We start from the raw sequence: 18,969 nt of genomic DNA, 5'->3' as shown, positions 1-18,969 counted from the left end.
CATATTCGCCGAACATCTTCTTCGCCGATACGTCCGCGCCGGCGGTGTTCAGCTGGTCGAGGATGAACGCGACGGTCTTCGGATCGCTCGCCACCTCAGTCCTCCAGCTCCACCCACACCGGCGCGTGGTCGCTGGTCTTTTCCCAGCTTCGGACCTCCCGGTCCACCTCCGCACGACGGAGGCGCGGGGCGAGGGCAGGGCTCAGCAGCAGATGATCGATCCGAAGGCCGGCATTGCGGGCGAAGGCGTTCCGGAAATAATCCCAGAAGGTATAGATCGTCTCGTCCGGATGCAGCGTGCGCAGCGCGTCGGTCCAGCCTTGGGCCAGCAACCGGGCATAGGCGGCGCGGGCTTCTGGCGCGAACAGTGCGTCGTTGAGCCAGCGTTCGGGCTTGTAGACGTCCCGGTCGGTCGGCATCACGTTATAGTCGCCCGCCAGGATCACCGGCGCGCCGCACGCGATCAGCTCGGCCGCATGCTCAATCAGCGCGTCGAACCAGGCGAGCTTGTAATCGAATTTCGGCCCTGGCTTCGGATTGCCGTTGGGCAGATAGAGGCCACCGACGATCAACCCATTGACCGCCGCCTCGATATAGCGGCTGTGGCTCGGGTCGGGATCGCCTGGAAGCCCGCACCGCGTCTCGACTGGCGTGCCGACGCGGCTCAGGATCGCGACCCCGTTCCACGATTTCTGGCCGTGCCAGATCGCTTCGTAACCGGCGGCGGCGATCGCGGCCTCGGGGAACTTCTCCTGCGGCGCCTTCAGTTCCTGGAGGCAGACGATGTCCGGCCGGGATTGCTCCAGCCAGCGCAGCAGGACGGGGAGGCGGCCATTGACCCCGTTCACATTGTAGGTGGCGATTTTCATACCGCGACTGTTACGTTTCAAGCTTCCGTTCGTTTCGAGCGAAGTCGAGAAACGGCGGCCCCGAGCTTGCGCTTCTCGACTTCGCTCGAAGCGAACGGGTGAGCGGTGGCTAAACGCCTGCCGCGAATTCCCGCAGCATATTCTTCGCGATCACCAGTTGGAGGATTTGTGTCGTGCCTTCGTAGATCCGGTAGATGCGCACGTCACGGTAGAAGCGTTCCGCCAGATATTCCTTGAGATAGCCCGCCCCGCCGTGGATCTGGACGACGCGGTCGGCGACCCGGCCGCACATCTCGGATGCGAACATCTTCGCGGCCGCCGCCTCGACGATCACATTCTCGCCGCGATCGGCGCGGGCGCAGGCGTCCTTCACCATGCAGTCGGCGGCGTAGATTTCGGCCTTCGAGTCGGCCAGCATCGCCTGGATCAGCTGGAAGTTCGCGATCGGCTCGCCGAACGCCTTGCGCTCGGTGGCGTACTTCAGACCGGTGTCGAGGATGCGCTTGGCATAGCCGACGCTCGCGCCCGCGACTGAAAGGCGGCCGTTGTTGAGGCTCATCATCGCCGCGCGGAAGCCGATTCCTTCCTCGCCGCCCAGCAGAGCCTCGCCGCCGACATGCACATCCTCCAGGATCACATCGGCGATCTGCGCGCCGGTCTGGCCCATCTTGCCGTCGGGTTTGCCGATCGTGACGCCGGGCGTGTCGCGCGGCACCAGAAAGGCGGAGACGTGCGCGTTCTTCGGCAGCGCCTCGGCATGGGTGCGCGCCATCACCAGGATCATGTCCGCGAACGGCGCATTGGTGATGTAGCGCTTGGTGCCGTTCAGGACGTAGCCGTTGCCGCTCTTCACCGCCCTCGTCTTCATTGCCGCGCTGTCGGAGCCGCTGTCCGGCTCGGTCAGTCCGAACGCCGCGACCATGCCGCCGGCGAGTTTCGGCAGCCATTCGCGCTTCTGCTCCCCCGTTCCGAACTTCGAGATCGCGGAGTTCACCATGCCGACATTGATCGACAGGATCGAGCGGAAGGCGGGCGCCGCATAGGCCAGCGCCTGGACGAAGCCGATATACTGGCTGACGTTCATGCCCGCGCCGCCATATTCTTCCGGCATGGTCACGCCGAACAGGCCCATCTCGCGCATCTCGGCAAGGATATCGTCGGGCACCCGGCCGAGCTCCTCGACCCTATCCTCGGCGGGGATGAGCCGTTCGCGCACGAAACGGTCGAGCTGCTCGATAAAGGCATCGTAGGTGTCGGTGTCCATAGCCTGCCGGGCTACCCGTGCTTGACGCTCGCGTAAAGCCGCCGCAAGGCCGGGGCGTGACCGATTTCCTTGACTGGATCGAACGGACGCTAGGCCATCGGCCCAGCGACCTCAGCCTCTACGAACGCGCCGCCACCCATAGCAGCCGCGAGGTGGACAATTACGAGCGGCTCGAATTCCTCGGCGACCGCGTCCTCGGCCTGGTGATGGCATGCTGGCTTTACGAACGCTTTCCGGGCGAGCCGGAAGGCAAATTGTCTTGGCGACTGAACGCGCTGGTCGCGGGGTCGGTCTGTGCGGAGATCGCGCGCGAGATCGGACTCAGCCCGCATGTGCGTTTGGGCAAGCAGGCGCGCGACGACGGTGCCGCGGACAGCGACAATGTGCTGGGCGATGTGGTCGAAGCGCTGATCGGCGCGCTGTACCTCGATCACGGTTTCGAGGCGGCGGAGCATTTCATCCGCTCGCGCTGGGAAGACCGGCTCGACCACCAGCTCCGCGCGCCGCAACATCCCAAATCGGCGCTCCAGGAATGGGCCGCCGCCCACCGCCGCAAGCCGCCTGCCTATACCGTCACCGCGCGCGAGGGGCCGCAGCACAATCCGCGCTTCACCGTCACCGTTTCGATTAAGGGCGCGGGCGAGGCGAGCGCGGAAGGCACGTCGAAGCAGGAGGCGGAAACCGCGGCGGCCAAGACGCTGTTGGAGCAGCTGGGGAAATGAATATTGCCATTTCCCGTTCGTTTCGAGCGAAGTCGAGAAACGATTGCCCGAACCAGCGCTTCTCGACTGCGCTCGAAGCAAACGGAGTGGGTTGTGAGTGAAAGATGCGGCTTGGTCGCGATCGTGGGCGCGCCGAACGCGGGCAAGTCGACGCTGGTCAACGCGCTGGTCGGCCAGAAGGTGGCGATCGTCAGCCCCAAGGCGCAGACCACGCGCACCCGGTTGATGGGCGTCGCGATCGAGGGCGAAGCGCAGATCATGCTGGTCGACACGCCCGGCATCTTCGAGCCGCGGCGGCGGCTCGACCGCGCAATGGTGCAGGCGGCCTGGGGCGGCGCGACCGATGCCGACCTGATCGCCCTGATCGTCGATGCGAAGGCCGGGCTCGGCCCCAAGGTCATGAGCATCGTCGAGGGGCTGAAGAGCCGCCCGGAGCCGAAGCTGCTGGTGCTCAACAAGGTCGACGTCGCGGCCAAGGACAAGCTCCTCGTCCACGCCCAGCGGCTGACCAAGGCACTGCCGTTCGAGGCGGTGTTCATGGTGAGTGCCACGACCGGCGACGGCGTGGCCGACCTGAAGCGCGCCCTTGCCCAGCGCGTGCCGGAAGGGCCGTGGCACTTCCCCGAAGACCAGGTCAGCGACATCACCGACCGGATGCTCGCCGCCGAAGTGACGCGCGAGCAGCTCTACCTGCAGCTCCACGCCGAGCTCCCTTATGCCAGCGCGGTCGAGACCGAGCAGTACAAGGAGCGCACGGACGGTTCGGTCGAGATCCACCAGCAGATTTTGGTCGCGCGCCCGACGCAGCGCGCGATCGTGCTCGGCAAGGGTGGGGCCCAGATCAAGGCGATCGGCGAACGCGCCCGCAAGGAAATCGCGGACCAGCTCGGCCGCAAGGTGCACCTCTACCTGCACGTGAAGGTGAAACCCGACTGGGACGAGGACCGCGGGCTGTACCGGGATATCGGCCTGGAATGGGTGGAGTGACTTAGATCCTCCCCTCAGCTGTGCTGAGGGGAGGGGGACCGCTCGGCAAAGCCGAGTGGTGAAGTCGGACCCTCCGCTTCGCTGCGGCCCCTCCACCACTTGCCTATCGCAAGCGGTCCCCCTCCCCGAGCAAGCTCGGGGAGGATTTAAGCACCTCCTCCACCCATGCCGGCACCAGTTCCCCCGCCGGACCCATGCGGCTTTCGGAGAACATGTAGCTGCCGACCGACGGCTCCAGGTTCAGCTCCAGCGTCCGGGCACCGTGATGGCGGGCGATCTGGACGAAGCCCGCGGCGGGATAGACCGCGCCCGAGGTGCCGATCGAGACGAACAAGTCGGCGCGCGACAGCGCTGCGTCGATCCGGTCCATTTGGTACGGCATCTCCCCGAAGAACACGATGTCGGGGCGGAGCTTTGTCGCGTCGCAGGACGGGCATCTGGGAGCCTCGAAAGGTTCGCTCGTCCCGAACGAAGTCGAGGGGCGCTGGCTCGGAGCGGGCGCCCCTCGACTACGCTCGGGACGAGCGGACATGGGACCCGTCCAGCGATATCGCTCGCCACACGCCCCACATAAGGCCGATTTCAGCTCGCCATGCATGTGGAGCAGCCGCTTCGCCCCGGCGCGTTCGTGCAGGTCGTCGACATTCTGCGTGACGATCAGCAGCTCGCCCGGCCACTCCGCGTCGAGCCGCGCCAGTGCCCGGTGCGCCGCGTTCGGCCGCACCTCCGCCAGCTTCGCCCGCCGCGCGTCGTAGAAAGCATGGACCAGCGCCGGATCGCGCGCCAGCGCCTGCGGCGTGCAGACGTCCTCAACCCGGTGCCCTTCCCACAGCCCGTCGGGCCCGCGAAAGGTGGCGAGCCCGCTTTCTGCCGACACGCCGGCGCCGGTCAGGACGACGATATTCCGGATGTCACGCATCGCCGCGCCTTAACCGATCAGCGAACGTCCGCAACGGGTGGAATGCAGACAATCACAATGCCATCAATACAGCCGCTTCATCCAGCTTCTCGCGCGTGGTCGCGTGCAATGCGACAGCATGTTCCTGAAGCAGTTCGAGGAGGAGCTCGAAGGCCAGTCCAAACTCATTGTGGCCTATGTAATCGCCGACAGCGTTAGCTTCATTGGCTGGAAGTTGAGAGCGAACGTCCCCAAGAGATTGTCGCAGTAGCTTGTCCAGTGTGTCCCAATGGCCTTGCAGCGGATGCACGGTCTACCTCGCTTCCGCCCCACCTGTACGAGCCTTGCAGGAATGTCCGCAACGGATCGTTTGCGGACATTCGAGCTCTTGTCGATCCCGCCTAAGCACGCTGGCTCCCTTAAAAGCCATGCAACGTCCGGCTTCAACTGACGACGATCTCGCCGGTCATGCCGAAGCTGGTGTGCAGGAAGTGCGAGCAGTGAAGCTTGTAAGTGCCGGCCGCCGGCGCGATCAGGCGGATGTCGACGGTTTCGCCGCTCTTCAGTTCGACGCTGCCCTTCTTCACCTTGGCCTGATCGGACGGCGCGATCCGGGCGGCGGCGAAGAATCGCGACGCGTCGAAATTGTGCCCGCCGCTCGCGTCGTTGATCAGATGCAGCCGATACGCCTCGCCATGCTGCATCTGGATCGTGTCGGGCGTGAAGTGGAAGTTCGACAGGTGCACGTCGATCTCGTGCGCGGTGCCCCAGTCGGGCGCCTGGGCGCGGGCGGAGGAGGTGAGGGCGAGCAGCGTCAGGGCAAGCAACAGGTAGCGCATCGGGCGACTCCGTTTCGGCGGCGCGATCATAGACCCGCGCACGCGCCTTGTTCATCCCCGGATTTTGCCCGAAGAGAGCGGCCATGAAGATCGGAATCCTGGGCGTGACCGGCCGGATGGGCCGAGCGATCGGCAATGCGGCCGCGGAAGCCGGCGTTGCTGTCGCGGGCGGCATCGATCGCGAGGGACGGGTACATGGCGACCATGCCGATCCTGCGGCGCTCGCGGCCGCCAGCGACGTGCTGGTCGACTTCTCCGCGATCGAAGCCTTCGCGGCGCATCTGCGGATTGCGGTACACGCGGGCAGGCCGATCGTGATCGGAACCACCGGACTCCAGCCGGAACATCATGCCGCGATCGAAAAGGCCGCGCAGACGATCGCGGTGCTGCAATCGGCGAACACGTCGCTGGGCATCAACCTGCTGCGCGGTCTCGTCGAGCAGGCGGCGGCGCGGCTGGGGCCGGACTGGGACATCGAGGTGCTGGAGATGCACCACCGCCACAAGGTCGATGCCCCGTCCGGCACCGCGCTGCTGCTCGGCCAGTCGGCGGCGAAGGGCAGGGGGTCGACGCTGCAGGCGCTGAGCCGGTTCGACCGGATGGGCGATCATCCCGAAGGACGCGAGGAGGGCACGATCGGCTACGCCTCTCTTCGCGGCGGATCGGTCGCCGGCGACCACATGGTCATCTTCGCGACCGAAGGCGAGCGGATCGAGCTTGGCCACCGCGCCGAAAGCCGCGCGATCTTCGCACGGGCAGCGGTGAAAGCGGCCCAGTGGCTCGCGGGCAAGCCGGCCGGCCGCTACACGATGCAGGACGTGCTCGGCCTGTGAGCGAGGCGCCTGCCCAGCCGGCGCTCGTCCGGCGCCTCGGCCCGTTCGACGTGACGATGCTGGTGATGGGCGGCATCATCGGCTCCGGCATCTTCGTCAATCCGGCCGAGGTGGCGCGGCACGTCTCAACGCCGTTCCTGATCGTCGGCGTCTGGCTGATCGGCGGTCTGATAGCGATCGCGGGGGCGTTCATTTACGCGGAGCTTGCCGCGCGCCGGCCCGAGGTGGGCGGTCAATATGCCTATATCCGCGACGCCTGGGGCCCGATCCCCGCCTTTCTATACGGCTGGGCCCTGCTGCTGGTGATCCAGTCGGGCGGCATGGCCGCCGTCGCAATCACTTTCGCGCGCTATGTGCTGGACCTGGCGCCGCTGGGCGTGCCCGCATGGTCGCTGGCGATCGGCGCGCTGGCGCTGCTGACCGCGATCAACTGCCTGGGCGTGCGTGCGGGCGGAACGGTGCAGAACCTGCTGATGGTGCTGAAGATCGGCGCGATCCTGATGCTGGTGGCCTGCGGCCTGCTGCTCGCCCCGGCATCGCCTGCAACCCCCACTGCGCCTGCCGAGCCGGTGCCGGTCGGCACGCTCGCGGCGATCGGCGCGGCACTGACGCCGGTCATGTTTTCCTATGGCGGCTGGCAGACCTCCAGCTTCGTCTCGGGAGAGATGCGCGATCCCAGGCGCGACCTGGTGCGCGGGCTGCTGTTCGGCGTGCTCGGCGTGGTGACGCTCTATGCGCTGGTCGCGCTTGCGTGCGTTGTGGTGCTCGGGCCCGACGGCCTGGCGCAATCGCCGACGCCGGCCAGCGACGTCATGCGGGCGGCGCTGGGGGAGCGCGGCGCGTCGCTGATCGCGCTCGGCATCGCCATTTCCGCGCTCGGTTTTCTCAGCCAGGGCATGCTGACCACGCCGCGCGTCTATTTCGCGATGGCGGAGGACCGGCTGTTCTTTCCCCAGATCGCCGCAGTCAGCCCGCGCACGCACGCGCCGGTGGCGGCGATCCTGCTGCAGGGCGTCGCCGCCTGCCTGATCGCGCTCAGCGGCACCTACGGACAGATATTGAGCTACGTCGTCTCGGTCGACTTCATCTTCTTCGGCCTGACCGGTGCGGCGCTTTTCGTGTTCCGCCGCCGCGACCCGGCTGGCGGCTCGTTCCGGGCGCCCGGCCATCCCTGGACGACCCTGTTCTTCGTGCTCGCCTGCGCCGCGACGGTGGCGGGCACGATCTGGAACAACCCGATCAACAGCGCGATCGGCTTCGGCATCCTGCTTGCCGGCGTGCCGGTTTGCCTGTTCTGGCTGCGACGGAGGACACGAGCGTGAGAGTGATGGCGTCCGAATACATGTACTGGGCAAAGACCCAGGCGCCGGTCCGCTATGCGCTGGGCTCGAGCGAAGTGCCGCCCTGCCACCTCGACCGGTTTCCGCTGGGTATCGCCGATCTCGAACTCGATGGCGCCAGCCGCTATCGCTATCCGCCGCTGCGCGAGGCGATCGCCCGTCACACCGGCGTCACGGCCGACCGCGTCGTGATGGCGGACGGCACGTCGATGGCGAACATGCTCGCCTTGTCCGCGCTGATCGCCCCCGGCGACGAAGTGGTCGCCGAACGTCCGGTGTATGAGCCGATGGTCGCGACCGCCGCGCATCTGGGCGCGACGATCCGCTCGTTCGAGCGCCGCTCGCCCGATTTCGCGATCGATCCGGCGGCAGTGGAGCGGGCGGTGACGGAGCACACCCGCGTGATCCTGATCACCAATCTCCATAATCCGACCAGCAATCTCATTGACGAAGCAGCGCTGCGTGAGATCGGCGCGATTGCCGAGCGCGTCGGCGCGCATGTGGTGGTGGACGAAGTCTATCTGGACGCCGCCGTCCCGCCGCAGCGCACTTCCGCGCTGCTCGGCGACCGCTTCGTCGTCACCTCCAGCCTGACCAAATGCTATGGCCTAAGCGGCATCCGCTGCGGCTGGATCCTGGCCGAGCCGGAGCTGGCGGAGCGCATCTGGCGGCTGAACGAGCTGTTCGGCGTTGCCCAGTCCCACGCCGCCGAGCGGCTGGCGCTGGTCGCCTTCGCGCATCTGGGCGAGATCGCCGCGGCGAACGCCACGCTGCTCCAGCGCAACCGCGCGCTCGCCAACGCCTTCTTTGCGAGTCGCGACGATCTGGAATGCGTGCCGATGACGGGCGGCATCACTGCCTTTCCGCGGCTGCTCCGGGGCGATGTCGACGCGCTGAATCGGCTGCTTCGCGAGCGCTACGATACGTCGATCGTTCCCGGCCGCTTCTTCGGCGCGGTGGACCGGTTCCGCATGGGCATCGGCAGCCCGACCGAGATCGTCGAGACCGGCCTCGAACGGCTCGCGACCGCGCTCGACTCGATCAAATGAAGAAAGCGGAGGTGTTCGAGTTCTTCCGTCGCCTGGCGGAGGACAATCCGTCGCCCGAGACCGAGCTCGAATCGGTCAACACCTACACATTGCTGGTCGCTGTCGTGCTGTCGGCGCAGGCAACCGACGCCGGCGTCAACAAGGCCACACGCCGGCTGTTCGAGAAAGTCATCACGCCTGAGCAGATGGTCGCGCTCGGCGAGGAAAAGCTCAAGGATCACATCAAGACGATCGGCCTGTTCAACACCAAGGCGAAGAACGTGATCGCCTTGAGCCAGGCGTTGATCGACAATCATGGCGGCGAGGTTCCAGCCGATCGCGACGCGCTGGAGAAGCTGCCCGGCGTCGGCCGCAAGACGGCGAACGTGGTGATGAACACAGCATTCGGCGCGGAGACGTTCGCTGTCGACACGCACATCTTCCGCGTCTGCAACCGCACACGGCTCGCGCCCGGCAAGACCCCGGCCGCGGTCGAGCTCGGGCTCGAAAAGGCCGTGCCCCAGCCGTTCCGGCTCGGCGCGCATCACTGGCTGATCCTGCACGGCCGCTACACCTGCAAGGCGCGCCGCCCCGAATGCTGGCGCTGCATCGTCGCGGACCTGTGCCCGTACCAGCCGAAGATGCCGCCGCCCGCTTGACGGCACCCCGATCGAGGCAGAGCGTTGTCCATGGAACAAACGGGAGGACGTCCGATGCGCGCTACCCTTGCCCTTGCCTCCGCCGCTTGCCTGTCGGCCTGCATGATGTCGAGCAACCAGCAGACCAGGACCGGACGCAACGAAGCCGCGGCGGTGCTCTCCGCGGATGGCCAGACCTATGGCGACGGGGCCCGCATCACCGGCCCCGCGCAAAGCTGCGTTCCGCTGACCGCGATCCGCAACAGCCGCGTGCTGAGCGATCGGGTGATCGATTTCGGCAACGGCAACCGTACCGCCTATCGCGTGGTGCTGCCGCAGGACTGCCCGAATCTCGGCTTCGAACAGCGCTTCACCTATTCGACCTCGCTGAGCCAGCTGTGCGCAAACGATATCATCACGGTGCTGCAGGGTCCCGGCGTCACCCGCGGTGCGAGCTGCGGCCTCGCGCCGTTCCAGCCGATCGAACTGCCGCCAAGGCGATAATCCGCAACCTCCGTTGGGCATATCGAAACTCTTGGACAGCGCGAACGAGCCTGCTAAGCGCGCGCCAACGCACCCATAGCTCAGCTGGATAGAGCGCTGCCCTCCGAAGGCAGAGGTCAGAGGTTCGAATCCTCTTGGGTGCGCCATTCCTCAGAATGCGAGTTTTAGGCGGTTTCTCGGTTTACCCGATAGGGTGAAGATGAGCATCTGCGGCTGCGGCCATCGATCGTCCCCTCGGCCCAGCCGCACACCAGATATTCATTCAGGAACGATGCTAGGTCCGGGGGCGCCCCATTGCCGTCTCTTTTCGCATTCCCGCGAAAGCGGGAATCCAGCTTCTTCTTCGTGCCCTTTGCGTTCTTTGTGCGAAAATTATCTCGCGCGAAGACACGAAGCTCACGAAGACAGAAAGGAAGGAAGCGGGATCCCCGCCTTCGCGGGGATGACGCGAAGACGGGCCGCAAACCGCCCGTTTCAGTCATTCAGCCGTGATTGGCGCGGATCAGGAACGAAGGTCCGCAAACGGTAGATTGCGGACGTTCAGCCCCTCTTCCGGTGGAGAGGGGAGTTCGTCCATTATGGGTCGGCTCCGGAAGTAGGCAGAAACCTGTACGAGAGTCTGCTTACCGGGTCACATCCCGGACCTCAGCGGCCAAAGCCGGCCGGCATTCCCCAATGACTTGAGTCGCCCCTGTTCATGTCGAGCGCGGGAACCACGCTTCAGTTTTCGTCTCGTTTTGCGGGATTCAGCAGGCCGCGAACGAGCAGCCCGCGCTGGGCGAGAGCGGTTCGGTCGAGCGGTAGCCGGTAAAGCGCGCGCAGGAAATTCTCGTCCAGAGGCGTCAGGTCGCGCGGACCGTCTTCGCTGAACAGGCTGAGGATCGATTTGGCCGGCGGTTGCTCGCTCGGCCCGACCTCCGCCAGCGAGACCATGGCGGCGAATGCGGCTACGCTGTCGAGCGGCATGCCGGTCGCGCGATTGACGTCGATCACGACGGTCGCCGCTTTCAGCACCCGCACCATCTGGGTGCTGGCGATGCTGGAATTGTACTGGAAATGGACTTCGCCGGCCATCGGCACGCCGCCGGGCCCGTCCAGCTTCGCGAAAGGCGGGGCCTCGTTGCCGGTCGTGCCGAGACCGTCCTTGGTCCGCATCTCGGTCGCGTGCCACCAGCGGATCGGCGCGTCGCCTCTCAGAAGCGCTGCGCGATCCTCTGCGGGCACGTCCGTCAGCCGGCCTGGCGCTTTTTCCGCGACTTTGCGGACGAGAGCGCCGCCGTCGCCAACGAAGCTGATGACGATGTTGGTCCGGCACGGCGTCCGTGCCACGCGAATGCCGGCCTCGCTTGCAACGGCGCGCACTGTGTCGGCGACGCGCTTGCCGATGTCGGCGGAAACGCCGAGCACATGCGGACAGACCGGCTCCACCCATCGGGCGATCGCGCGACCATCGTCGCCCACACCCGTTGCACGGACGAATTGTTGCGCTTCCTGGCGGACCTCTTCCGGGCTGCGGCCGATAACGTCGATCGTCTCGGATGCCGTTTGAGCAGCGGCCGCCGTAGCCAGGAGCGAAGCGGTTATCAGCATGCTGCGAATGGCGGCCATCGGCCCTACTCGATCCAGTCCCGCATATCGGGCGCGTCGAGCACCTTATAGGGGATGCCGCGGGGCCCCAGGAACAGCTTTTCCATTTCCTTGCGCGTGAACGGACGCGAGCCGAGGCGGCCGAAAATGGCGATCTGGTTGCCTTCCTCGTCCACCGCACGGTCGCGGTCGAGACCCTTGGAGAGAGCCACGGCCGGGGAGGGAGTCTTGGCCCAGGCGATCAGCTCCGGCATCGGCGCCGGGCTGAAGCCGTAGAAATTGGGCTGGCTGGCCGGGCTGGTCAACTGCACCACCTTCAGCCCGTTCCGCCCGTCGGCGACATAGGCGAAGAGCGATGCGTTGGTGGAGCCGACGATCACGTCCTCGGCATCGTTCAGCTGCCCGCCGAACGTCTCCTTCCGATAGATGACCGGCGCCGTCGGCTTGGTCACATTGGCGATCACCAGCCCGTCCGCCTTGCCGGCGATATAGAGATAGGTGCGCGCAATATACATCTTGCGCGCATCGCTGAGCGGGATTGTGCCGGACGGCACCGGCACCGGGGCCAGCATGTTCGTCACGTCGAACAGCTTCACGCCGTCCCGGTCGCTGACCCAGAGGTAGCGGAACTGGATCGCCGACGCGCGAGCGTCCTGCAGCGGAATCTCGGCCGCGAGCCGGGGATGCAGCGGCTTGTCGAGATCGACGACGGCAAGGCCCCGGGCGGTCGTGACATAGGCGATGTGGCCGGCCAGCGTGATGTGCCGCGCCCCGTTCAGCACGCCGTTCGGATTCCAGGTGACCGCGCGCTTCAGGAAATTGTTGCGGAACTCGCCATCGGCCATGGTGGTGATGTTGACCAGGATCAGCCCTTCCTTCGCGTCCGTCACCACCGCGTAGCTGTAGATCGGGTGGAACGCCTGCTCCTGGTTGATCTTGCGCATTTCGGGCGTGTTCTTCAGCGGATTGATCGGCTGGTTGGTGGGCAAGGCGACGCAGGTCGCGTCTTCGGAGCTGACATGCGTGTCGTGGCCCAGCCCGGAGAAAGGCGCGTTGATGATCGGCTGGGATATGCCCTTGTTGCCGATCGAGGCGACGTCATAGACGCGGAAGCCACCTTTTCCTTTGGCGACGTACATATATTCGCCGCGCAGCTGCAGGCAGCCGACCCGGTCGACGGTGGACTTCACGACATTGCGGAACAGCTCGGGCGAATGGGTCTCGCCGGAAAGATCGCCGTCCAGCCGATCGCCGCGCACCCAGTCCTTCAGCTCGCGCCCGTTCTGCTCGACGTGGAGCTTGTAGAAATCGGGATATGCATAGCGGTGGAGATAGGAGCCGATCACGGCCTGCGGCTCGTCCCATTCGGTGACGCGCACCGCCTCGAACCCGCCGTCGAGCCCCGTCCAGGCGTTCATGCCGACGAAGTTCACGAAGTTCGTGCCTAGCAGCAATAGCTGCGACATCGTCGCGTTGTTGTCGTCGTTCGCCGACAGGTGGCAGTCCGAGCAGGTTTTGGTCTCGGTTTTCCTGACGGTGTGCGGGAAATGCGGCGCGAATGCCTGGCTCGAGAAGCCGATCGCGGAGATCGGCGGCTGCTGCACGTAGATGCGCTCGCGGTTGAGGTTCGTCGACGACAGGATCAGCGCCGACGACGACCGCACCGGCGTGATCTCATGCCCCTTGGTGGTCATGTGGATGCCGAGCTGGAACATCTGGTCGCGCGCGACCTGCGGGTTGTAGGTCGCGAAGTTGCGCGTCTCCTCGCCTTCGTACTTGTGGCTGTTGGTCTTCCAGTTCGCCTCGATCGGCAGATGGCAGCCGCCGCACGAGGTGGTCCAGGACAGATGGCAGGTGAAGCACGCCATCTTGTCGTCCGGGTGGGCGCGGTCCGCCTTGGCCACGCCTGAGCCGAACACGAACTTGCCGGTGTCCGCGCCGCGGATCGACATCAGCTTGGCGCGCGCCGCCTTCGCGTTGAAGTGCGGACTGGCGCGGTCGACCGAGTCCTTGACCAGGCTCACCCGCCATTCGAGTTTCGGATCGATCACGGAGCGCTGGATCAGCACGCGCTCGCCATGTTCGTCGGTGGTCCATTCGAACCGGCGCTGGCCGTCGCTGTTCCGCAGCAGCGCCAGGTTGTTGCCCGCGGGCGGTGCGGCGGGGCCGGAGGTCAGCAGCGTGGGATAGCCGTCGACGGTGCCGTGACAGTCCTTGCAGCCGATCTCGATCGCGTTCGCGACCTCGCCGTAGATCAGGCCGTTGCCGTGCGAATCCTGCGCGAAGTGGCAGTCGGCGCACTGCATGCCTTTTTCGGCGTGGATGTCCATCATGTGGACGGTCTTGCCGGGGTTGGTGCCGGGCTCGACGAATTTGCCCTCGCCGTCCTTGCGCCATTTCTCGGGATCGTCGGGCGAGACGATGTTGCCGTCCTTGTCGAGGAGATTGCCTTCGCGGTCGCGCTTCAGAACCGCGCGGAAGTTCCAGCCATGGCCGTGATAATCGGCGAACTGGGTGTCCTTCAGCAGCGGGTTGAGGTCGTAGACGTTGCGCAGGAATTCGAGGTCGCCCCACAGTCCGCGCGCGGCAGCCGCTTCCGGGTTGCGCTCGTTGATCTCGCGCACCTTGTCGGCGGTCGGGTAATGCTGGCTCTTGAAGATGCGCTGATAGTCCGCGTCGGACATGCCGGCGGGCCGCGGCGCCTTGTTCTCCGGTCCCGGCCACATGAACGGCGCGTCGGACTCATAATCCCACATCGTGTAGCCGAGATACGAGTTCAGGAAGATGTTCGGCTGGTGCATGTGGCAGTTCATGCACTGGGCGGTCGGGATCGCGCGGGTGAAGCTGTGGTGGATCGGGTGACCCTTCTCCTTCCCGCTCTCGGTGGCGCCATAGGCCTTGATGCCGGCGTGGGTCGGCTGGAGCTTGTTCGCGATCGTCGGATCGACCGTCGCCGTCTGCCCGTCGCGGCCGTATTGGGCATAGCTGAGGCTGTGCCGCGGCTCGCGGTCGTTCGCATAAACGACGTGGCAGCCCGCGCAGCCCGACTGGCGATAGTCGCCCGGCTGGTCGTTGGTGCCCATGAACCACATGAAGGGATCGTTGAGGCGCGTCTTGTGGACGTTGAGCGCAGGGATCGCCACGCGCAGGCCGGTGCCGGGGCCGCGGTTCGACTGCTTGAGGTCGGGCCGGCCCGGCTCGTCGAGGCGCTGGATCGATCCGGACGGGTTCGGCAGGCCGATCTCGGCGAAGCCCGATCCGATCACGCGGCCGCCGCGCTCGAACACGCGGAAGATGTCGGCCGGTGGGATCACGTTCCAGGCCGGCAGCGGATAGAGGACGGGGAGGGCGCCGCGCGCCTTTTGCGCATCGGTCACCGTGCCCGGAGGATTGCCCGGCGACATGATCTTCGCCGGCTCGCCAGTGCGGGTATAGGCCTCGCCCAGGATATAATTCTTGAACGGCAGGACGCCGTTATTGTAGGCGGCGCCGCCCAGGAACATCGAGCCCGTCGCCATGATCGAGCGCTCGCCCGCCTCGATGATTTCCATATGGCAGGCGCCGCACGCCTCGCGCGCGACGCGATAGTCGGACGGATTGACGAAACGGATATATTCCGGACTCTCGCGGTTCAGCAGCGTGTAGCTCTGCTTGGGGTTGGCCGAGGACGGCCAGTGCCAGCTTTCGGGATAGCGCGGCAGCACATGCGCCTTGTCGCGGATCGCGACGTAGCGCGGGTCGGTCGGGGCCCAGCTTGGATCGACCCGGTCGGCCACCGCCGTGCCGCCGTGGCAGTCGACGCAGGCCAGCGCGACCGCGGGCGTCGCGTGCATCGTCGGCTGGTCGGACGCGGTGTGGCAGTTGGTGCACCCCGCATTCATCCGCTCCATGTCCGCCGGTGTGCGGTCGCGCGGCGCGGGCGGGAAGAAGGGATAGCTGCGCGCGACCGGCTTCTCTGCCGACGAAGCACTCAATTGCGGTCCGATGACTGCCGCTGCCAGCAGGCTCAGGCTTCCGATAAGGGCGTAGATCGCGCGCATCAGTAGGTCAGGATCGCGTTGAGGAGGACGGAATAGAAGCGGTGGTCGCGAGGCTGGCTGGCGAACAGGTCCTTGAAGCCGTCGCCCGGCTGCAGCAGCGCGCCCGACAGGCGGAAGACCAGGTTCTGGTTGGCCTTGGGCCGCCAGGTCGCCGCCGCCGACAGGTCGAAGCCGATATCCTTCGGGATCGATCCTTCGATCCTTAGTGCCTCCAGCGTCGCCGTGTTCGCGAACCACAGGTGGTTGGCGTTGAGTGTCAGGCGCGTGGTCGGCGTGATGTCGAAATCCGCGCCGACGCCCAGCAGCACCGTGCCCGGATTGTTGAAGTTTGACTGGCCCTGCTCCTTCGACGAGCGCAGATCGGCGAGCACGCCGTTGCGTCCGTTCACGCTGACCGCGCGGCCGCCGCCGGCGAACGGGATCGACTGGCGGATCCAGTAGCTGGTGTCCGCGCCGGCGAAGATCGGATTCTCGAAGATCGCGTCGAACCCGCCTTCGACATCGTTATAGGGCTTGCCGTCGCCGCTCGCATACAGGCCGGACAGGCGGACGCGGATCCAGTCGAAATCGATGCTCGGCTCGGCTGCGAAGAAATAGGCGCGGATATCGGCCTTGCGCGACGTGAAGAAGCTGTTCCGGTCCTGCCCGAACGCGCCATAGGCAGAGACGGTCAGGTTCACGCGCCCGAAATGGCCGTCGCCGTTATAGCCCACATAGACGACGTCGTATTCGCGCCCGCGCAGGTCGCCCAGCAGGGCAGGGCGGACCGGGAAGCCGTTGTCGTCGACCTCGATCCGGTCCTGCTCCCGGTTCATGTTGTAGACGACGGTCGCCTGGCTGGTGAAGCTCGGCACCGGCATGTCTTGCAGATAGGCGTTGGCGACGAACACCAGGTCGTTGCGCGGCCGCTGCACGATCGAGTTCAGGCCCGAGTTCGTGTCCTTCTCCAGCCGCCAGAACGCCGCGAGATTGTACTGGAAGCGGTTGTTGTCGCGATTGCCGAACAGGCGGATGCCGAGCTGCTGGTCGTTGAACAGAAAGCCGCGGAAATCGGACTGGAACGGCTGGATACCGATGCGCAGCGAATCGAAATCGTAGCGATCCGACGTGTTGCGCAGATGCTTGTCGATAAAGAGCTCCTGGACGCCCAGGAAGGAATCGAGCCGGTGCGGCGGCTTCGACGGCTTGACCGACAGCACGCGCCGTTCGGGCACCTGCACATAGTTGATATTGTAGGCCAGACTGACCCGATACTCGACCTCGGGCGGCTTGAAGGCGGTGTTGCCCTTGATCAGCGAAAAGCCGCCGATGAAGGTCTGCGACAGCACGACGCTGTAGGGCCGGCCGAACACGTCGTCGCTGTCCGGGCGTTGCGTCGTCTGGACGCCGACCGGGATCGGGAAGCTGCGCGGCTCGACGACGGTGTCGGAGGCAGCGTTGATGCTGAAGAACCAGTCTTCGTGATCCAGCCCCAGGAATTTGGGTGTCCGGCACCTGGCCAGGCCCAGCCGCTCACGGCGTTCCTGCTCCTCGGCTGTCGGCAGGCAGAGCGGGCGGTCCCCCTTGTAGGTGTTCTGGTGATAGGGATCGAGCACGTCCTGCTTCACCAGCCCGAGCGTCTCGATCAGCCGCCAGCGGTCCGGCACCGGAAACTCGTCGGTCGGGAACGCCTCTGGCGGCGGCGCGCGGACGGCGCCCGGATTGTCGGCGGTGACCTTGTCGGGCAGCACCCGCTGGGTGACGCCGGGACGGCGGCGGCCCTCGATCAGGCCGGTATCGGGCTCTTCCAGAGTTTCGGGCGGCGGCGGAGCTTCGGCCGCGGCATCGGGCATCTGCTCAGGCGGCGGAGGCGCGCCCGTTTCCGGCTGCTGCGCCTGTGCGGCGAGCATCAAGGCGATCGGAAAGAGCGAGGCCCCCGTCATATCCCCTGGCACACATTCTGGGCGGGCGTGTCGAGGAACGGGGCGAACGGGCAGTTGACGAAGCGCAGCCGCACTTCGCGTCCGTCGCCCAGCTTGACGACAATCCGGTCCGCCCGCCGGTCGGCAGGGGCATGGTTGATCGTGCCGACCCGCTTGCCGCCGTTCGCCAGCCCCAGGAAGCTGATCATGTCGTCCTGGTCGATACCGTCGCCGGAAATGCCGATGCCGCCGACCAGCTGAGAGCCGCGGTAGATCGGGACGGAGCCGGGGAAGATCTGGATGCCGTTCGAGAGCCGGTTATGCTGCGGCGTCACGTCGGGAAGCTTGGTGCAGCGCTGCGGCGTGTCGACGTTGCTGTTGAGCGTCAGATAGGCGAGATGCTCGTCGACATTCGGCTTGATCAGCGACGATTGCAGCCCGGTCGAGAACGGATTGAACTGTGCGATCGGGCGGGAGAGCGGGCCGTTCGGCCGCTGCACTTCGCCATCGGGGAAGTGCGGGCGCGAGAGGTTGCCGCCGGCGCGGTCCGAAAAGGCGAAGCCGCCGGTCAGCGCAGTGGGATCGCCCAGGAACGCGCGCAGGCGCTGCAGGAACTCCGCCACTTCGGGTTGCGTCGCCGCCATCAACTGCTCGGCCGCGACGGGGTTGGAGAAGAAGCTCGCCGTGCGTGCCTTCTGCAGCGATACGTCGGTGCCGAAGATCGGCGCGTCGGGCCCGCGGACGATGCCGAGGACGTTGCCGTAGGTATCGACCAGCGAGATGGTCACCTGCGCGCGGCTGTCGAGCGGCTGCCGGATCTGGGCACGCGCGCGGCTCATGATCTTGAACGCTTCCTCCAGCACCGCGCGCACTTCGGTCGCGGTCAGCGGCTGGCCGACGGCAGCGCCATCGGTGCCGCCGCGGATCGGATAGCGGTCGTGGCCCGATCCGTCGGTCAGGATGAAAGCGTCGGGATTGTCGAATTCGGCCGGTGTCGCCTTGCGGATGCCGGAGGCCTCGGTGCCATAGGCGGTGCCCGCGATGATCTGCAGCGTCGCATAATCGCGGACCGGCGCGAGCGAGCCCTCGCGCCCGGCGATGGTCGGATAGCCAGGCGCCGATGCGGGCGAGGTCAGCAGGCCCGAAGGGACCGCGTCGCTGTAGCGGAGCTGGGTGCCGTCCACGTTGATGCGGTTGGCCCGGATCGTCTCCGGCGCCTCGAACCCGAAGGTCGCGGCGAGCGCGATATATTCCTCGTCGTTGGTCTCGATGTCGGTGATGTCGGGATCGAAGTCGTAGACGCCGTCGGCCATCACGCCGACGCCGCCAACCAGCACGCCGTTCTTGTAGAGCGGGAAGCCGCCGGCATCGGCGCTGAGGCCCAGCGGCGAGCGCTTCGGCCCGATCAGCGCGGCGGGCCCGCCGGTCGCGATGAAGCGCGTGGCGAGATCGGAGCACGGTAGCGAGCTGAACTGGACGCCGAACAACGGCCCGCTCTCAAGCCCGACAGCGTTCGGCG

Annotated in this window: 16 protein-coding genes and 1 tRNA gene; 8 read left to right on the top strand and 9 right to left on the bottom strand. The window is 66.3% G+C overall.

The window, feature by feature from the left end:
• Window positions 1–95: 95 nt before the first annotated feature.
• Complete coding sequence (gene xth, locus VFT73_RS06465) at window positions 96–869, bottom strand: exodeoxyribonuclease III (protein WP_326409349.1); 774 nt, start codon at window positions 867–869, stop codon at window positions 96–98.
• A gap of 109 nt (window positions 870–978) precedes the next feature.
• Window positions 979–2,133, bottom strand: coding sequence for an acyl-CoA dehydrogenase family protein (locus VFT73_RS06460; protein WP_326409347.1), 1,155 nt, complete (start codon window positions 2,131–2,133; stop codon window positions 979–981).
• 56 nt (window positions 2,134–2,189) lie between these two features.
• Between VFT73_RS06460 and rnc the strand changes: the two genes are divergently transcribed.
• Both rnc and era read left to right on the top strand, forming a co-directional pair.
• Window positions 2,190–2,855, top strand: coding sequence for a ribonuclease III (gene rnc / locus VFT73_RS06455; protein ID WP_326409346.1), 666 nt, complete (start codon window positions 2,190–2,192; stop codon window positions 2,853–2,855).
• A 93-nt stretch (window positions 2,856–2,948) separates the two neighbouring features.
• On the top strand, window positions 2,949–3,842 hold the full coding sequence (gene era, locus VFT73_RS06450) for a GTPase Era (RefSeq protein ID WP_326409344.1): 894 nt from the start codon (window positions 2,949–2,951) through the stop codon (window positions 3,840–3,842).
• A 103-nt stretch (window positions 3,843–3,945) separates the two neighbouring features.
• Here era and VFT73_RS06445 read toward each other — a convergent pair whose 3' ends face one another.
• From VFT73_RS06445 to VFT73_RS06435, 3 genes are all read right to left on the bottom strand, one after another.
• Complete coding sequence (locus VFT73_RS06445; RefSeq protein WP_326409343.1) at window positions 3,946–4,761, bottom strand: NAD-dependent deacylase; 816 nt, start codon at window positions 4,759–4,761, stop codon at window positions 3,946–3,948.
• Window positions 4,762–4,813: 52 nt separating this feature from the next.
• Window positions 4,814–5,050, bottom strand: a complete 237-nt coding sequence (locus VFT73_RS06440) for a MafI family immunity protein (RefSeq protein ID WP_326409342.1) — start codon at window positions 5,048–5,050, stop codon at window positions 4,814–4,816.
• A 133-nt stretch (window positions 5,051–5,183) separates the two neighbouring features.
• Complete coding sequence (locus tag VFT73_RS06435) at window positions 5,184–5,579, bottom strand: cupredoxin domain-containing protein (RefSeq protein ID WP_326409341.1); 396 nt, start codon at window positions 5,577–5,579, stop codon at window positions 5,184–5,186.
• 83 nt (window positions 5,580–5,662) lie between these two features.
• Between VFT73_RS06435 and dapB the strand changes: the two genes are divergently transcribed.
• The 6 genes from dapB to VFT73_RS06405 all read left to right on the top strand — a co-directional run bounded on the left by dapB (window position 5,663) and on the right by VFT73_RS06405 (window position 10,068).
• Window positions 5,663–6,412 carry a 4-hydroxy-tetrahydrodipicolinate reductase gene (gene dapB, locus VFT73_RS06430; RefSeq protein ID WP_326409340.1) on the top strand — a complete coding sequence of 250 codons (750 nt, stop codon included), beginning with the start codon at window positions 5,663–5,665 and terminating at the stop codon, window positions 6,410–6,412.
• Window positions 6,409–7,734 (top strand): APC family permease, encoded by a 1,326-nt coding sequence (locus VFT73_RS06425; RefSeq protein ID WP_326409339.1) that lies wholly within the window; start codon window positions 6,409–6,411, stop codon window positions 7,732–7,734. Before dapB ends, VFT73_RS06425 begins: the two co-directional genes overlap by 4 nt.
• A gap of 5 nt (window positions 7,735–7,739) precedes the next feature.
• Window positions 7,740–8,801, top strand: a complete 1,062-nt coding sequence (locus tag VFT73_RS06420; RefSeq protein WP_326409351.1) for a pyridoxal phosphate-dependent aminotransferase — start codon at window positions 7,740–7,742, stop codon at window positions 8,799–8,801.
• Entirely contained in the window at window positions 8,798–9,439 is a 642-nt protein-coding gene (gene nth, locus VFT73_RS06415) for an endonuclease III (RefSeq protein WP_326409337.1), read from the top strand. Before VFT73_RS06420 ends, nth begins: the two co-directional genes overlap by 4 nt.
• A 54-nt stretch (window positions 9,440–9,493) precedes the next feature.
• A complete protein-coding gene (locus VFT73_RS06410; protein ID WP_326409336.1) occupies window positions 9,494–9,922 on the top strand; it encodes a hypothetical protein in 429 nt (142 codons plus the stop codon).
• A gap of 69 nt (window positions 9,923–9,991) precedes the next feature.
• A tRNA-Arg gene (locus VFT73_RS06405) sits at window positions 9,992–10,068 on the top strand.
• A 574-nt stretch (window positions 10,069–10,642) separates the two neighbouring features.
• Here VFT73_RS06405 and VFT73_RS06400 read toward each other — a convergent pair.
• The 4 genes from VFT73_RS06400 to VFT73_RS06385 all read right to left on the bottom strand — a co-directional run.
• Window positions 10,643–11,530, bottom strand: coding sequence for a hypothetical protein (locus VFT73_RS06400; protein ID WP_326409335.1), 888 nt, complete (start codon window positions 11,528–11,530; stop codon window positions 10,643–10,645).
• Window positions 11,531–11,535: 5 nt separating this feature from the next.
• Entirely contained in the window at window positions 11,536–15,549 is a 4,014-nt protein-coding gene (locus VFT73_RS06395) for a hypothetical protein (RefSeq protein WP_326409334.1), read from the bottom strand.
• On the bottom strand, window positions 15,549–17,471 hold the full coding sequence (locus VFT73_RS06390; protein WP_326409333.1) for a hypothetical protein: 1,923 nt from the start codon (window positions 17,469–17,471) through the stop codon (window positions 15,549–15,551). Before VFT73_RS06390 ends, VFT73_RS06395 begins: the two co-directional genes overlap by 1 nt.
• The coding region (locus VFT73_RS06385) for a heme-binding protein (RefSeq protein ID WP_326409332.1) at window positions 17,468–18,969 on the bottom strand (1,502 nt) is incomplete at its 5' end. The genes VFT73_RS06390 and VFT73_RS06385, both read right to left, overlap by 4 nt.

The organism is Sphingomonas sp. (assembly GCF_035758555.1).
Taxonomy (GTDB): domain Bacteria; phylum Pseudomonadota; class Alphaproteobacteria; order Sphingomonadales; family Sphingomonadaceae; genus Sphingomonas_B.
The sequence above is the reverse complement of the archived record's forward strand: the minus strand, read 5'-3'. Positions and strand labels throughout refer to the sequence as shown.

Bases quoted from the DNA above. Each gene is read 5' to 3' on its own strand.
- xth (WP_326409349.1), bottom strand. From the start codon at position 869: ATGAAAATCGCCACCTACAATGTGAACGGGGTCAATGGCCGCCTCCCC.
- VFT73_RS06460 (WP_326409347.1), bottom strand. From the start codon at position 2,133: ATGGACACCGACACCTACGATGCCTTTATCGAGCAGCTCGACCGTTTC.
- VFT73_RS06445 (WP_326409343.1), bottom strand. From the start codon at position 4,761: ATGCGTGACATCCGGAATATCGTCGTCCTGACCGGCGCCGGCGTGTCG.
- VFT73_RS06435 (WP_326409341.1), bottom strand. From the start codon at position 5,579: ATGCGCTACCTGTTGCTTGCCCTGACGCTGCTCGCCCTCACCTCCTCC.
- dapB (WP_326409340.1), top strand. From the start codon at position 5,663: ATGAAGATCGGAATCCTGGGCGTGACCGGCCGGATGGGCCGAGCGATC.
- VFT73_RS06420 (WP_326409351.1), top strand. From the start codon at position 7,740: ATGGCGTCCGAATACATGTACTGGGCAAAGACCCAGGCGCCGGTCCGC.
- nth (WP_326409337.1), top strand. From the start codon at position 8,798: ATGAAGAAAGCGGAGGTGTTCGAGTTCTTCCGTCGCCTGGCGGAGGAC.
- VFT73_RS06410 (WP_326409336.1), top strand. From the start codon at position 9,494: ATGCGCGCTACCCTTGCCCTTGCCTCCGCCGCTTGCCTGTCGGCCTGC.
- VFT73_RS06400 (WP_326409335.1), bottom strand. From the start codon at position 11,530: ATGGCCGCCATTCGCAGCATGCTGATAACCGCTTCGCTCCTGGCTACG.
- VFT73_RS06395 (WP_326409334.1), bottom strand. From the start codon at position 15,549: ATGCGCGCGATCTACGCCCTTATCGGAAGCCTGAGCCTGCTGGCAGCG.
- VFT73_RS06390 (WP_326409333.1), bottom strand. From the start codon at position 17,471: ATGACGGGGGCCTCGCTCTTTCCGATCGCCTTGATGCTCGCCGCACAG.